The 15072-nt window shown below is 65.8% G+C and carries 12 protein-coding genes; 9 read left to right on the forward strand and 3 right to left on the reverse strand.

Annotated features, from left to right (window positions below):
- The first annotated feature begins 14 nt into the window (after positions 1-14).
- Entirely contained in the window at positions 15-620 is a 606-nt protein-coding gene (locus tag RIT73_RS01650; protein ID WP_309130306.1) for a DUF3043 domain-containing protein, read from the forward strand.
- 112 nt (positions 621-732) lie between these two features.
- On the opposite strand, the gene RIT73_RS01655 is transcribed toward RIT73_RS01650, so the two are convergent.
- The gene (locus tag RIT73_RS01655) at positions 733-1827 is read right to left on the reverse strand and encodes a quinone-dependent dihydroorotate dehydrogenase (RefSeq protein WP_309130307.1); all 1095 of its coding nucleotides are present in this window, start codon (positions 1825-1827) and stop codon (positions 733-735) included.
- Between the two features lie 110 nt (positions 1828-1937).
- On the opposite strand from RIT73_RS01655, the gene RIT73_RS01660 reads away from it, so the two are divergent.
- The 3 genes from RIT73_RS01660 (at position 1938) to sucB (ending at position 6912) form a co-directional block, all read left to right on the forward strand.
- Positions 1938-3428, forward strand: a complete 1491-nt coding sequence (locus tag RIT73_RS01660) for a leucyl aminopeptidase (RefSeq protein WP_309130308.1) — start codon at positions 1938-1940, stop codon at positions 3426-3428.
- Between the two features lie 173 nt (positions 3429-3601).
- Positions 3602-4990, forward strand: coding sequence for a dihydrolipoyl dehydrogenase (lpdA, locus tag RIT73_RS01665; protein ID WP_309130309.1), 1389 nt, complete (start codon positions 3602-3604; stop codon positions 4988-4990).
- A 20-nt stretch (positions 4991-5010) separates the two neighbouring features.
- Positions 5011-6912, forward strand: a complete 1902-nt coding sequence (gene sucB / locus RIT73_RS01670; protein WP_309130310.1) for a 2-oxoglutarate dehydrogenase, E2 component, dihydrolipoamide succinyltransferase — start codon at positions 5011-5013, stop codon at positions 6910-6912.
- Between the two features lie 75 nt (positions 6913-6987).
- Here sucB and RIT73_RS01675 read toward each other — a convergent pair whose 3' ends face one another.
- Positions 6988-8562 carry a hypothetical protein gene (locus RIT73_RS01675; RefSeq protein WP_309130311.1) on the reverse strand — a complete coding sequence of 525 codons (1575 nt, stop codon included), beginning with the start codon at positions 8560-8562 and terminating at the stop codon, positions 6988-6990.
- Positions 8563-8712: 150 nt separating this feature from the next.
- On the opposite strand from RIT73_RS01675, the gene lipB reads away from it, so the two are divergent.
- From lipB to RIT73_RS01690, 3 genes are all read left to right on the forward strand, one after another.
- On the forward strand, positions 8713-9351 hold the full coding sequence (lipB, locus tag RIT73_RS01680; RefSeq protein WP_309130312.1) for a lipoyl(octanoyl) transferase LipB: 639 nt from the start codon (positions 8713-8715) through the stop codon (positions 9349-9351).
- A gap of 10 nt (positions 9352-9361) precedes the next feature.
- Positions 9362-10414, forward strand: coding sequence for a lipoyl synthase (gene lipA / locus RIT73_RS01685; RefSeq protein WP_309130313.1), 1053 nt, complete (start codon positions 9362-9364; stop codon positions 10412-10414).
- Between the two features lie 64 nt (positions 10415-10478).
- The gene (locus RIT73_RS01690) at positions 10479-11210 is read left to right on the forward strand and encodes a DUF4191 domain-containing protein (protein ID WP_309130314.1); all 732 of its coding nucleotides are present in this window, start codon (positions 10479-10481) and stop codon (positions 11208-11210) included.
- 188 nt (positions 11211-11398) lie between these two features.
- Here the strand turns inward: RIT73_RS01690 and RIT73_RS01695 are convergent, their stop codons facing one another.
- A complete protein-coding gene (locus RIT73_RS01695) occupies positions 11399-11839 on the reverse strand; it encodes an RDD family protein (RefSeq protein WP_309130315.1) in 441 nt (146 codons plus the stop codon).
- Positions 11840-12003: 164 nt separating this feature from the next.
- Here RIT73_RS01695 and glnA point away from each other — a divergent pair, with 164 nt between their 5' ends.
- Positions 12004-13428: a type I glutamate--ammonia ligase gene (glnA, locus tag RIT73_RS01700; protein WP_309130316.1), complete on the forward strand. Its 1425-nt coding sequence runs from the start codon at positions 12004-12006 to the stop codon at positions 13426-13428.
- Between the two features lie 162 nt (positions 13429-13590).
- Positions 13591-15057, forward strand: coding sequence for a mycothione reductase (locus tag RIT73_RS01705; protein WP_309130317.1), 1467 nt, complete (start codon positions 13591-13593; stop codon positions 15055-15057).
- Positions 15058-15072: the final 15 nt, after the last annotated feature.

The following is a 15072-nucleotide window of genomic DNA, read 5'->3' on the forward strand; positions in this document are numbered from 1 at the left end:
GTAGTATTCATTGGGTGTTCGGAAGCAAAAAGACCCCCGAGGATGCAGAATCCTCCTCTCAGCCCGTCGACCCCTCAGCTGACGCTGCTGCCGCGCGCCGTGCGGCGGAGCAGAAGAAGGGACGACCCACGCCCAAACGCAGCCAGCAGGAGTCGGTGCGCAGGCAGCCGCTGGTCTCGAAGGATCGCAAGGTCGCGAACCAGAAGGCCAAGGACCAGATCCGGAAGGAGCGGGATCGCGCGCGCATCGGCATGATGAATGGTGAGGAGAAGTATCTCACCCGCCGCGATCGCGGACCGCAGCGCCGCTACGTCCGTGACTTCGTCGACGCCCGATTCTCGATCGGGGAGCTCTTCATCCCCGCCGCGATCCTCATCCTCGTCGTCGCCTTCACCCAGCCGGTGGCCATTCAGCAGTACTTCACCTACGCAGTTTGGGGTCTGCTGGCGCTCGTGATCCTCGACGGCTTCATCCTCAACTATCTCCTCAAGGGCCGCCTGAAGGCGAAGTTCGGCGAGGTCGAGCGCGGGCTGACGTTCTACGCGGTCATGCGCAGTGTCCAGCTGCGCCCCCTGCGCATGCCGAAACCCCAGGTCAAGCGCCGCCAGTACCCGCAGTGACGTGCGTGCCCGCACCGCTGCGGGCACCGACGTCGACGGCCCCGGTTCACATTCGTCTCCGCCATCTCTGACCGGGGCAGACGCTGTGAATCGGGGCCGTTGCTGGTGGCCGCTACTTCGCGGCGAGCAGGCCGCGTGTCTTCTGCGCGCGGATGATCCGGCCCGGCCAGAACGGGCCCGAGTAGATCATCTCGGAATAGACCTGAACGAGATCCGCACCTGCGGCCAGGCGGGCGCGCACATCCTTGGAATCGGCGACTCCCCCGACGGAGATGACGGTGAGCGCGTCACCGACGGTGTCCTTGACCAGACGGAGGACTTCGAGGGACCGAGCCGCCAGAGGCCGACCAGAGATGCCGCCGGCCTGGGAGCGCGCGAAATCCGCTTCCTCCCCAGTGAGAACGTCCCGGTCGATCGTCGTATTCGTGGTGATGAGGCCGTCGACGCCGAGGCGGACCGCGAGATGGCAGATCTCGATCACGTCCGCATCGTTGAGGTCGGGAGCGATCTTGACCAGCAGGGGCACGTGCCCCAGCGTCGAACGCGGACTCTCGACCACCTCGGCGGCGGTCGACTGCACGGCGGAAATGATCGGTTCGAGGCTCGAGGCCGACTGCAGATCGCGCAGGCCGGGGGTGTTCGGTGAACTGACGTTGATGACGAGGTAGTCGGCGAGCGGCGCCAGCGCCCGGGCCGATGCCGCGTAGTCCGCGACGGCGTCCTCGGCGGCCACGACCTTCGTCTTGCCGATGTTGATCCCGATGATCGGGCGGGCCCTTGCGGGCAGAGCCTCGAGCGCCCGGCGCTGGTCGGCGATGTTGAAGGAGGCCTGCCGCGCTCCCTGGTTGTTGAACCCCATGCGGTTGAGCAGGGCCAGGTTCTCACGGAGCCGGAACAGGCGGGGCCTGTCGTTTCCCGGCTGCGCGTGGGCGGTGACGGTGCCGACCTCGATGTGCCCGAATCCCAGTGCGGACAGCGCCCGGACCCCCTCCCCGTTCTTGTCGAAGCCGGCTGCCAGACCGACCCGGTTGGGGAATCTCAGACCGAGGACCTGCGTCTCGTCCCTGGTTCCCCGAGCGAAGACGAGTCGCATCAGGCGATTGATCACGGGCAGGGCGTCGAGGAATCTCAGCGTGGCGAACGACACATGATGTGCACGTTCGGCATCCATCGGGACGAAGAGGAGTCTGAAGATAAGTGAGTACACGCCGTCCAGAATACAAGGGCTGAAGTCGGGTATATGACGCACCGTTTGAACTCCGCTTCGCGAATGGCATTAGGATCGAGCCAACGCCCATCGACGATGAAAGGGATCAGATGCCTGGTGCCTCCACCCCCAGCAGATACTCCTCGAGCGCTCCCACGAAGACCGCAGCGTCGGTCCTGGTGCTCGCCGCCGCAGAGGGCTCCGTCCTCGGCCTCGACTCCGCGAAGTCGGCCCGGACCTCGCTCGAGACCATGATGGCAGCGATCGGATTCACAAGCAGGACCGGGGCGACAGCCCGCATCCCCTCCCCCAAGGGTTTCGCCGCCGACAGCATCCTCCTGGTCGGCCTCGGTTCCTTCGATCCGGCCTCTTCGGGCCCGGAATCCGAATCAGCGAATGCGGAGGTTCTGCGCCGCGCCGCCGGCAACGCGCTGCGGCAGCTCGACGGCGTCGACCAGATCGCGGTGGCTCTGCCGACCACGACACCCGGTGACGTCGAAGCGGTGACCGTCGGGGCCGACCTCGGCGCCTACCGCTTCCTCGACTACATCAGCGACGACGGGGACAAGGCACCCGGTGCCGTCACCGTCCTCGGTCCCAGGGGGAAGGCGTTCGTCTCAGCCCATGCGACCGGAGCGACGCTCGCGGCCGCCACGAACCGCGCCCGCGACTTCGTCAACACTCCCCCGCTCGACCTCTACCCCGAAACCTTCGCCGAGCTCGTCAGGGACCAGGCCAAGGCCGCCAAGGTCAAGGTCACCGTATTGGCCGAGAAGGAGCTCGAGGCCGGCGGCTACGGCGGCATCCTCGGCGTCGGACAGGGCTCGACCCGCGGACCGCGCCTGGTCAAGGTCGAATACGCGCCGAAGGGCGCCAAGCGCCACCTCAGCTTCGTCGGCAAGGGAATCACCTTCGACTCCGGCGGGCTCTCCCTCAAACCGGCGGCGAACATGGAGGACATGAAGTCGGACATGTCCGGCGCCGCGGCCGTCGCCCAGGCGGTGTTCGCTATCGCCGAGCTCGAACTTCCCGTGCGCGCGACCGCCTGGCTGCCCTTGGCGGAGAACATGCCCGGCTCTTCGGCCATCCGTCCCAGCGATGTGCTGAGGATGCGCAGCGGCAAGACCGTCGAGGTCACCAACACCGATGCCGAGGGTCGATTGGTCCTCGCCGATGCCCTGGCCGACGCGGACGCCGAGGATCCCGACCTGCTCGTCGACGTCGCGACCCTGACCGGCGCCCAGGTCGTCGCCCTCGGCAACCGCACCTCGGGAGTGATGGGAGCCGAGACCGCGCGAACCGCCGTCACCGAGGCGGCCGAGAGGGCCGGCGAGGAGATGTGGGCGATGCCGATTCCGGAGGAGATGCTCTCCGGCTTCGATTCGAACGCCGCCGACATCAAGAACTCCGGACCCCGTCAGGGCGGAATGCTCGCGGCCGCGGCCTTCCTGCGGGAGTTCGTCGGCGAGGAGACCGCCTGGGCCCACATCGACATCGCGGGCCCCAGCTTCAACACCGCCTCGGCGTTCGGCTACACCCCGGTGGGCGGCACCGGTGCCGCGGTGCGCACGTTGGTGGAGCTGGCCAGAAACGCGGACTGAGAGCTCGGTGCTGCTGTGATCGACCAGATTCTACAGACTGTCGAAAACGACGTGATCATGCACACCTTAATCGAAACAGACGGTCTGTGCTTTCACCACCTGCGATAAAAGTGGAAAGATAATGAGGAAAGCTGCCAGCGGCAGTTTTATTCGAAAGCTACGAGGAGTAATCCGTGAGTGATTCATTGACCTACGACCTTGTCGTCCTCGGCGGCGGAACCGGTGGCTATGCCGCGGCTCTGCGCGCTGCAGAGCTCGATATGAAGGTTGCTTTGATCGAAAACGACAAGGTGGGAGGCACCTGCCTTCACCGTGGCTGCATCCCCACCAAGGCGCTGCTGCACTCCGCTGAGGTCGCCGAGTCAGCGAAGGACTCCTCGAAGTTCGGCATCGACGCCGAGTTCAAGGGCGTCGACATCGCCAAGGTGCTCGAATACAAGGACAGCGTCATCTCCCGCAACTACAAGGGACTGCAGGGCCTGGTCAAGGCCCGCGGGATCGACACCTACTTCGGCACCGGAAAGCTCGTCGGCCAGGACACGGTCGAGGTCAGCGGTGAGGACGGCACTCAGACCGTCAAGGGCAAGAACGTCCTCCTGTCCACCGGATCCACCTCGAAGACCATCGGTCTCGACATCACCGACCGCGTGCTGACCAGCACCGAAGCGCTTCAGCTTCAGGCGGTCCCGAAGTCCGTCGTCGTTCTCGGCGGCGGCGTCATCGGCGTCGAGTTCGCCAGCGTCTGGAACTCCTTCGGTGCGAAGGTGACCATCGTCGAAGGCCTCAAGCACCTCGTCGCCAATGAGGACGAGACCATCTCGAAGAACCTTGAGCGCGCGTTCAAGAAGCGCAAGATCGACTTCAAGCTCGGCGTCATGTTCAAGGGCGTCGAAGAGACCGCCGACGGCGTCAAGGTGACCCTCGACGACGGCTCCGTCCTGGAAGCCGAGTACCTGCTCGTAGCCGTCGGCCGCGGACCTGTGACCGACGGCTTCGGCTTCGAGGAGCAGGGCATCCCGATGGACCGCGGTTTCGTCCTCGCCAACGAGCGCCTGCACACCGGTGTCGGCAACATCTACGCCTGCGGAGACATCGTTCCGGGGCTGCAGCTTGCCCACCGCGCCTTCGGCCAGGGAATCTTCATTGCCGAGGAGATCGCCGGTCTCAGCCCGGCGCCGGTCGCCGAGTCCGGCATCCCCCGCGTGACGTACTGTGAGCCCGAGATCTTCTCGGTCGGCATCACGTCGAAGCAGGCCGAGGAGCAGTACGGCGCCGACAACGTCGAAACCATCGAATACAACCTGGGTGGAAACGGCAAGTCCGTCATCCTGGGCACCACTGGTCTGATCAAGGTCATTCGTGAGAAAGAAGGACCTGTTGTCGGCATCCACGGCATTGGCGCTCGACTGAGCGAACAGGCTGGAGAGGCCCAACTGATCGTCAACTGGGAGGCATTCCCAGAGGAAGTCGCGCAGCTCATCCACGCGCACCCGACGCAGAATGAAGCGCTCGGTGAGGCCCACCTGGCCCTCGCCGGCAAACCCCTGCACTTCCACTCATAAGATCCGAGGAGACGAAAGACATGTCGAATTCCGTGCAGATGCCGGCTCTCGGTGAGTCGGTGACCGAAGGCACCGTCACCAGGTGGCTCAAAGAGGTCGGCGACGAGGTCCAGGTCGACGAACCATTGCTCGAGGTGTCGACCGACAAGGTCGACACAGAGATCCCGAGCCCCTACGCAGGAGTCCTCGAGAAGATCCTCGCCGACGAAGACGATGTCGTCGAAGTCGGCGGCGATCTCGCCTACATCGGGGACGGCAGCGGCGCCGATTCCGGTGAGGCAGCGCCCGAGGAGGAGCCCGCCGGTGCGGCCGGTTCCGACGAGGCCGCAGAATCGGCCGAGGAGAGCTCGCAGGACGACTCGTCCGAGCAGGCTTCCGAGCCTGAGGAGGCCAAAGCTGCGGAGAGCGGCTCCGCCAAGGCCTCTGAGAGCAGCTCCAGCGCCTCCAGCGACGGAGGGGGCACCGAGGTCACGATGCCCGCATTGGGCGAATCGGTGACTGAGGGAACCGTCACCCGCTGGCTCAAGGAAGTCGGCGAAGAGGTCGAGGTCGACGAACCTCTCCTCGAGGTCTCGACCGACAAGGTCGACACCGAGGTACCGTCACCGGTCGCCGGTGTCGTGCAGAAGCACCTGGCCTCCGAAGACGAGACGGTCGAGGTGGGCGCCGTGCTGGCGATCATCGGTTCGGGCGCTCCCGCAGAGGAAGAGGCTCCCGCCGAAGAGCCTGCAGAGGAAGAGGCTCCCGCCGAGGACGAGCCGGCCAAGGAAGAACCCGCGAAGCAGGAGAAGCCTGCTGAGGAGAAGCCGGCCGCACAGGCCCCGGCGGAGGACAAGCCCTTCCAGCAGAAGCCGGACTCGGCATCCGAGCCGGCTCAGGCCGAAGCCGAATCGGCCGCCGTCCAGCAGTCGTCCGCCTCGACGCCTGCTGCGAAGCCGGAGACCGCCCAGGCGGCATCCGCTTCGCAGGCTGCAGAGACCGTCGGTGAGAACGCCGCCTATGTCACTCCTCTCGTGCGCCGCCTGGCTCGCGAGAAGGGCGTCGATCTCGGATCCCTGACCGGAACCGGAGTCGGCGGGCGCATTCGCAAGCAGGACGTGCTCGAAGCTGCGGCCAACCGTTCGGCGGCACCCGCAAGCGCACCTGCCGGTGGCGCCCAGGAACCCTTCAAGCTCGAGATCCCCGAAGAGGCTGCCAAGCTGCGGGGCACCACCGAGAAGGCTTCGCGCATCCGCAAGACCATCGCCAAGCGGATGAGCGAGTCCCTCGAGGCCTCCGCTCAGCTGACTCAGGTCATCGAGGTCGACATGACCCGGGTGGCGAAGCTGCGACGGGCGAACAAGGATGCGTTCCAGGCCAAGCACGGTGCCAAGCTCACCTACCTGCCGTTCTTCGCCAAGGCGATCGTGGAGGCCCTCAAGCAGCACCCGAAGGTCAACGCTCAGTACGACCTGGAATCCCAGGAGATCACGTACTTCGACTACGAGCACCTGGCGATCGCCGTGGACACTCCGCGCGGACTGCTGGTTCCCGTGGTCAAGAATGCCGGGGACATGAGCATCGCAGGCCTCGCCAAGGCCATCGACGACGTCGCCGACCGGACCCGGAACAACAAGATCCAGCCGGACGAGCTCTCCGGCGGAACGTTCACGGTGACCAACATCGGTTCGGTCGGGGCGCTGTTCGACACCCCGATCATCAACCAGCCGCAGATGGGCATCCTCGGCACCGGCGCGATCGTGCGTCGCCCGGTCGTCGTCAAGACGGCCGACGGTGAGGAGTCGATCGCTATCCGCGACATGGTCTACCTGCCGCTGACGTACAACCACCAGCTGGTCGACGGAGCGGATGCGGGACGCTTCCTGCAGACGATCAAGGCTCGACTGGAAGGCGGCAACTTCCAGGCGGATCTCGAACTCTGATCCTCTGAGCACTGCCGCGGGGAGGGACCGTTCACCGAGGTGGACGGTCCCTCCCCGCATTCACCGGCACTGCTCTCACCCGGACCCGGTCTCGATCACCTCGGCGACCTTCCACACGCCGGAGTGCAGTGAGAGATGGAATTCGACCTGCCGAGCGTCGAAGCTGACCTGCTCGCCGTCGATCGATGCGGTCGTCGACATTCGGGCAGTGACGACGAGACCCATCTCCGAGCGGTCGACGACTGCTGGTGAGTGCAGTTCGATCGCAAAGTCATGCCCGGCGAACGAACCGACGTCGATGAGTTCGTCCGCTGCGGCGGCAGTCGACTCCGGCACGGTCAGCTGTGCAAGGCCTCCGCTGTCCCCAGCGCCGAGTGCCTGCGCGCGCCTGTCGCACAGCTGCTCGAGCAGGGCGACGACCTCCTCATCGCTCAATCGGTCCGCGGCGTCGTCGCGGCCCGGGGCCGTGTCCCCCTGCTCCGCCTCCCGCTCCCCTGAGCCTGCGTGCGGAGCCGACCGCCCGGCCCCGGGCTTCGCCTTCGCCGCAGCCGCGTCCGCGGCCGTGTCGATGCTCGAACTCCACGACTGGACCAAGACCGCCGCCCCGCACACCGCGATGCTGACGGCGAGGAGGATCAGCAGCCCTCGACGCCCGACTGGCCGGGGCACCTTGCGTGCGAGTCCCGGCCCTGACCGTGAGAGCCACTTCAGCAGCCGTGGCTCGCATGACCTCTGCCTGCTGGCGGAGCGCAGTCGCCGGGCCGGGTCGGCCGTCTCCCCGACGCCGAGGCGCTCGTTCCCCACGGTGGAACGCGTGTTCTTCGTGGCGAAGCCTTCATTCCCCGTGGCGGATCGCTCGCTCCCCGTGGTGGAGCGTATGCTCTTCGTGGTGGAGCGTACGCTGCCGGAACGGCCGGCGCTCGAAGCGGATGGACCGCTCTCGGCGCTCGAGCGGCGGAGCACGTTGCCCGCCCTCAGGCGGGCCGTGAGGGCCTGTGCCGGATCGAGAGCGCGCTCGGCCGGCAGGAGCGGGAGCGGAATCGGTTCCGCGGTCCGCCTCAGACAGTCGCTCACCTCGGCGATGGCGGAATCGAACTCCGCGGATGAAGGCCCCTCCGCGGCCGGAGCACTGTCGTTGAGCAGCTCCGCGACGAGGAGCTGCAGGGGCTCGGGATGTCGCTGCAGGGCGATCCCGACGGGCAGCAGGCTCTCCCGCCACGGTGAGCCGTACGCCGCGTGATAGAGCATCTCCCCCAGTGCGCGACGGACGGAGCCCGAGGTGTCACCCTCGATACCCGGAATGATGCGCGGGTGGCCTTCGGCGTCGAGACCGAGGCAGCTCAGCGACAGCCGGGCGGCGGGCCGCGATACGGTGCGCAGTTCGGCGAACAGGCCGAGGACGAGTGTGCACATCTCTCCGCTGGTCAGACCCTGATACGAGCGGACGATGTCGAGGACGAGGCCACCCGGGAGCGGGTCGACGAGGAGCAGCTCGGCCGGTCCCGTGGGAAGGTCGACCTCGGCAGTGCCCTGCGCCTGCGGATGGTCGTCGTCCCTGCAGTGGTGGACGACTCCCCAGGAGATGCGACCCGCGTCGTCGCCCAAGCGGTGGATGTGGTCGGAGAGAGTCGCCTGGAATCGCCAAGTCATAGTTCGTCATCCCCATCGAAGCCGATAATGCCGTTTGATATCGTTTAATGATTGTTGATTCACTCCGCAACGTCAAGAGCTGCGGGAAACGTGTTCTGTATCATGTCCTTTGAAATTGAACCCCCGCACCGGGAGACCTAGTGTTGAGTCATGCCTCTGGCCACAGAAACGCTGGGTTTCGCGCCGAACTACTCGGACTACCGCCGAACCTGGGACTTGCAGAAGAGATATCACGAAGAAGTGATCGCCGGGACCCGAGACTCGACGATCCTCCTGCTCGAGCATTCACCGGTGTACACTGCCGGGAAGCGAACGGAGGACCACGAACGGCCGGTCGACGGCACCGAAGTCGTCGACGTCGACCGCGGGGGGAAGATCACGTGGCACGGACCGGGACAGCTGGTCGCCTACTTCATCTACCGACTCAATGACCCCAAAGAAGTCCGGCTGTTCGTCTCACAGCTCGAGGACTCGATGATTCGCCTCCTCGGCGAATACGGGATCGAGGCCACCACGGTCGACGGTCGCGCGGGAGTCTGGATCCTCGGAGACGGCCTGCGACGCGACCGCAAGATCGGCGCGATCGGCATCAGGATCCACGAAGGGGTGACGATGCACGGACTGGCGCTCAACTGCAGCAACGACCTCGGTGCGTTCTCGTCGATCATCCCCTGCGGGATCACCGATGCCGATACCACCACCATCAGTGCCGAACTCGGCCGGATCGTGACGCCTGCGGACGTTGCATCCAGGCTCGACGAGATCCTGCACGAGACCATCACAGCCTAGGAGATCAGACGTGACGATTGCGCCCGAAGGCCGCCGAATGCTGCGTGTCGAGGCTCGGAACTCGCAGACCCCGATCGAGCAGAAGCCGGCCTGGATCAAGGCCAAGGCCCACATCGGTCCCGAGTACACCTCGTTGAAGTCGCTCGTGCGCAAGCAGGAGCTGCACACCGTGTGCGAAGAGGCCGGCTGTCCCAATATCTTCGAGTGCTGGGAGGACCGCGAGGCGACCTTCCTCATCGGCGGCGAGCAGTGCACCCGGCGCTGCGACTTCTGTCAGATCGATACCGGCAGGCCCGCCGACTTCGACGCCGACGAGCCCAGGCGCGTCGCCGCCTCGGTCGCCGAGATGGGACTGCGGTACTCGACGATCACGGGTGTGGCCCGTGACGACCTCGATGACGGCGGTGCGTGGCTCTACGCCGAGACCGTGCGCCAGATCCACAACCTCGACTACGTCGACGGCCGCGGCACCGGAGTCGAGCTCCTCATCCCGGACTTCAACGCGGATCCCGATCAGCTCGCCGAGGTGTTCTCCTCCCGCCCAGAGGTCCTCGCCCACAACGTCGAGACCGTGCCGCGCATCTTCAAGCGCATCCGACCCGCCTTCCGCTACGAACGCTCGCTGTCGGTGATCACCCAGGCGCGGGAGGCCGGCTTGATCACCAAGTCCAACCTCATCCTCGGAATGGGCGAGACCAACGAGGAGATCATCTCGGCCCTGCAGGATCTCCATGACGCCGGCTGCGACCTCATCACCATCACGCAGTACCTGCGCCCGTCCCCTCGGCATCATCCCGTCACTCGCTGGGTCAAGCCGGGCGACTTCGTGATGCTGCGCGACGCGGCCGAGGAGATCGGCTTCCTCGGCGTCATGTCCGGTCCCCTGGTGCGCTCGTCCTACCGGGCCGGTCGCCTGTGGGCCACCGCGATGCGTCACCGCGGAGAGACCATTCCGACCCATCTCTCGCATCTCGACAAGCACACCCCTGCCCGGCAGGAGGCGCAGGCCGTTGTCGATACCTTCGGCGAGGGCGAAGAGGTAGACTTGTCTGCTGAGCACTGAATCGGCTCCGGGGCTTATTGGATGTCCTCAGAGCTGAAGCCGCCCGCAAAGAGCAAGTGAGAGAATGAGCGAAGAACCGCGCAAAGGACTTTTCCGCCGCAAGCCCAAGGATCCCAACCGGAAGCCGGGGCGGCTGGCGCAGATGCGTCAGGTGTACGCATTGGCTGCCAAGCACAACAAGGCCACTCCGTGGCTGCTGGCCGCAGCGATCCTCGGGTGCACGATCCTCGGCGTCGGCGTCGGTCTCGTCTTCAAGGGAATCGTCTTCACTACCATCCTCGGCTTCATGGTCGGGCTGCTGCTGGCCATGTTCATGCTCGGGCGCTTCGCGGAGACCGCGGCGTTCGCCCAGATGGAGGGCCAGCCCGGTGCCTTCGGTGCCGTTCTCAACACCGCTCGTCGCGGATACCTGATGGATGAGCAGCCGATCGCTGTCGACCCCAGGACCCGTGACCTCGTCTTCCGCTCAACCGGCCGGTCCGGCGTCGTCCTCTTGAGCGAAGGCCCGAAGGCCCGCAGCGCCAAGCTGCTGGCCAAGGAGAAGAAGCGTCACGAGCGCATCCTCCCCAACGTCCCCGTGCACGCTCTCCAGGGAGGAAGCGAAGAGGGACAGCTGACGATGAAGCAGATCGTCCCGACCGTCCACAAGCTCCCGCGCAAGCTCAACCGCGCCGAGGTGCTGGCCGTGCGCAACCGTCTCGCCGCCCTGGGCACCCAGGCGTCCCGGCCGCCGATCCCGAAGGGCATCGATCCGAACAAGGCCCGACCCAACCACAGGGCCATGCGCGGACGTTGACCGCCGCCGGCTGGAGCACGGACGCACATCTCCGTTGACTGAGTGAGGGACCGCCGACATATGTCGGCGGTCCCTCACTCAGTCACTCCACAGCCGGTCCCCCGCGCCGAGGCGGTTCTGGCGCCGAGGTTGTCCCTCGCGCCAGGGCGTCACCTCGCCCCCAGCCGGCTCCCCGGCGACGAGGCGGTTCAACGACGGAGGATCACTGTGCCGGCGGCCAGATCGTGGAGCCCGCGGTGGTCTCGGTCGAAGATCAGAGCGGGAATGACGAGGACGACGAGCAGAGCGCGGATCGCCGACTTGAGGAATCCGGGCACGTGCCCGTCGAGCCTGCGAACCTCGACCCCGAAGATTCGGTGGCCGACGCTGTAGCCGAGAGTCGCGACGAGGACGAGATTCTCGAGCGCGAAGATCGCCGGGGCCAGGAACGGATTGTCCGAGCCGATGAGACCGGCGATCGCCAGGCACATGAACCAATCGACCAGCAGGGCGAGGAAGCGGCGCCACGCGGGGGCCAGGGAATGCGACCCCGTCTCCGGCAGTCCCAGCCGCCGACCGGGCCAGTCGCCTGCTTCCCGTTGTGTCTGAGGGCCCGAAAGCCAGGATCCGAGGTCATCGCGATTCATCACGAATCCAGCCTACCGAAGCCGCGGCTGAGAGGTTTCCAGGAAACATGCCCGAAACATGTGCGTCATCACGGCTTCACGCCGAGGCAACTAAGATGGGTGATGGTCAAAGCCAAAGGACCAGTGGTCAGGACAAGCGGCCACACAAATCTATCTAGGAGACCTAAGTGTTCTCGTCTGCTGAAGAACTCGTCAAGTACATTGCGGACAACGACGTCAAATTCGTCGATGTCCGTTTCTGCGACCTCCCCGGTGTCGTCCAGCACTTCAACCTTCCCGCCGCTTCCTACGGTGTGGAGGAGATCACCGAAGGCCTCCTCTTCGACGGTTCGTCCATCACAGGCTTCCAGGGCATCCACGAATCCGACATGAAGCTGCTCGCCGACGTCGAGACCGCCTTCATCGATCCTTTCCGCGAAGCCAAGACACTCGTCGTCACCCACTCCATCGTCGATCCCTTCACCGATGAGCCCTACTCCCGCGACCCCCGCCAGGTCGCGGCGAAGGCGGAGGCTTACCTGCAGAGCACCGGCATCGCCGACACCGTCTTCTTCGGCGCTGAGGCCGAGTTCTACATCTTCGACTCGATCCGCTACAGCAACACTCCGGGCCACAGCTTCTACCAGATCGATTCCGAAGAGGCCGCCTGGAACACCGGCACCGACGAGCCCGGCGGGAACCTGGGATACAAGACCCCATTCAAGGGCGGCTACTTCCCCGTTTCCCCGCAGGACCACTTCGCCGACATCCGCGACCAGATGTCGCTGACGCTCGAACAGATCGGCTTCGAGATGGAGCGTGCCCACCACGAGGTCGGCACGGCTGGTCAGCAGGAGATCAACTACAAGTTCAACACCCTCCAGCACGCAGCCGACCAGCTGCTGGACTTCAAGTACGTGATCAAGAACACGGCGTTCGAGTTCGGCAAGTCGGCGACGTTCATGCCGAAGCCGCTCTTCGACGACAACGGTTCGGGCATGCACTGCCACCAGTCGCTGTGGAAGAACGGCGAGCCTCTCATGTATGACGAGAACGGCTATGCGGGTCTGTCCGACCTGGCCCGCTGGTACATCGGCGGCCTGATCGAACACGCCGGCGCGGTGCTCGCGTTCACCAACCCGACGATCAACTCGTACCGTCGGCTCGTTCCCGGTTACGAGGCACCGGTCAACCTCGTCTACTCCGCTCGCAACCGCTCGGCCGCCATCCGGATCCCGGTCACCGGGTCCTCGCCGAAGGCCAAGCGCCTCGAGTTCCGCGTTCCCGACCCGTCGACCAACCCCTACCTGGCGTTCTCCGCCCAGCTGATGGCCGGGATCGACGGCATCCGCAACCGGATCGAGCCCCCGGAGCCGATCGACAAGGATCTCTACGAGCTTCCTCCGGAGGAGGCCAAGGACATCAAGCTGGTCCCCGGTTCGCTCGACGAGGCTCTGGTCGAACTCGAGAAGGACCACGACTTCCTCACCGCGGGAGACGTCTTCACCCCCGACCTCATCGAGACCTGGATCCGGATCAAGCGCGAGAACGAGATCGAGGTCGCCAGGCTCCGCCCGACCCCGACTGAGTTCGAGCTCTACTACGCACTGTGACCTGCCCGGTCACCGGAGCGTGAGCAGTCGCTGAGGGAATACAGTGGGGGCGTCACGGGTTCATCCCGTGGCGCCCCCTCTCTCATGGGCCGCTGCCAGAAACACACCCGACGGTGAGGCTCGCCACTCGCCCACGGGACACAACTCGAGCATGGATGGACTATGACGCATTTCGACCTGCTGGTGATCGGCACGGGATCGGGCAACACGTTCCTCGACGACAGGTTCGCCGGACTGACAGTGGCGATCGCCGAGGAATGGCATTTCGGCGGCACCTGTCTCAATGTCGGTTGCATCCCCACCAAGATGTTCGTCTACCCCGCCACCATCGCCGAGCAGGCAGCGGACTCCGCGCGCTACAACATCTCGTCCGAGTTCACCGGCGTTGATTGGCCCGCGCTGCAGAAGCGGATCTTCGACCGCATCGATGCCATCGAGGCCGGCGGACGCGCATACCGGAGCAGACAGCTTCAGCCGCAGGTGACAGTCATCGCCGAGCACGTTCACTTCACCGACCTCAAGACTGTGCGCACCGCTTCCGGTGAGGAGATCAGCGCCGAGCGGATCGTCATCGCCGCCGGCGCCGCTCCCCAGATTCCCGAGGTCACCGGCCTTGACGTCGCTCGCGTCGACACCCCCGGCTACCCCGTCCACACCTCGAACACGATCATGCGCGTCCCCGAACTCCCCCGCCGCCTCGTCATCGTCGGCTCCGGGGTCATCGCCGCGGAGTTCGCTCATATCTTCGCCGCCCTCGGCTCCGAAGTCACCGTCGTCATCCGGGGGTCCGATCTGCTCGGGTCACTCGATTCCGAGGCCTCTCGGGCCTTCACGGAGATCTTCACTGACTCGCACACCGTGTTCGAGGGCGTCGAACCCGCGCAGTACACCGTCGACGACGACGGGGTGCGGGTGGAGCTGAAGTCCAGCGGCCGCCTCGGCGAGGTCGATCATCCTGCTGCGCTCAGTGCCGATGCCGTCCTCATCGCCACCGGCAGGGCGCCGAACACGGAAGGGCTGCGCGCCGCCGACGTCGGCTACGACGTCCATTCTGATGGTCGGCTCGCCGTTGATGATCATCTGCGGGTCCTCGCGGACGGCGCCCCCGTGCCCGGGGTCTTCGCCCTCGGCGACATCTGCTCGCCGTATCAGCTCAAGCACGTGGCCAACCACGAAGCGAAGATCGTCGGGGCGAATCTGGCCGCGGACATGGACTCCGGCGCTCCCGGGGCCGCCGCCGAGGCGATTCTCGCGACTGTCGACCACCATGCGGTTCCCGGGGCGGTGTTCTCCTCTCCCGAGGCCGCGTACGTCGGAATGACGGAGGACGAGGCGCGGGCAGCCGGCCATGAGGTGACCATCAAGGTCCAGCAGTACAAGGACGTCGCCTATGGCTGGGCGATGGCCGATGACCCCGGGATCGTCAAGATCATCGCCGACCGCCGGAGCCGGTTGATCCTCGGCGCATTCGTCGTCGGCCATGAGGCCTCGATGATCATCCAGCCCCTGATCCAGGCGATGGCGTTCGGGCAGGCGGCCGACGTCGTCGCCCGCGGCCAGTACTGGATCCACCCGGCGCTGCCGGAAGTCGTCGAGAACGCCCTGCTCGGACTCGACTTCGACGACTGAGCGCGGCTGCCGGCA

This window comes from Brevibacterium sp. (assembly GCF_031179145.1).
Classification (GTDB): Bacteria; Actinomycetota; Actinomycetes; order Actinomycetales; family Brevibacteriaceae; genus Brevibacterium.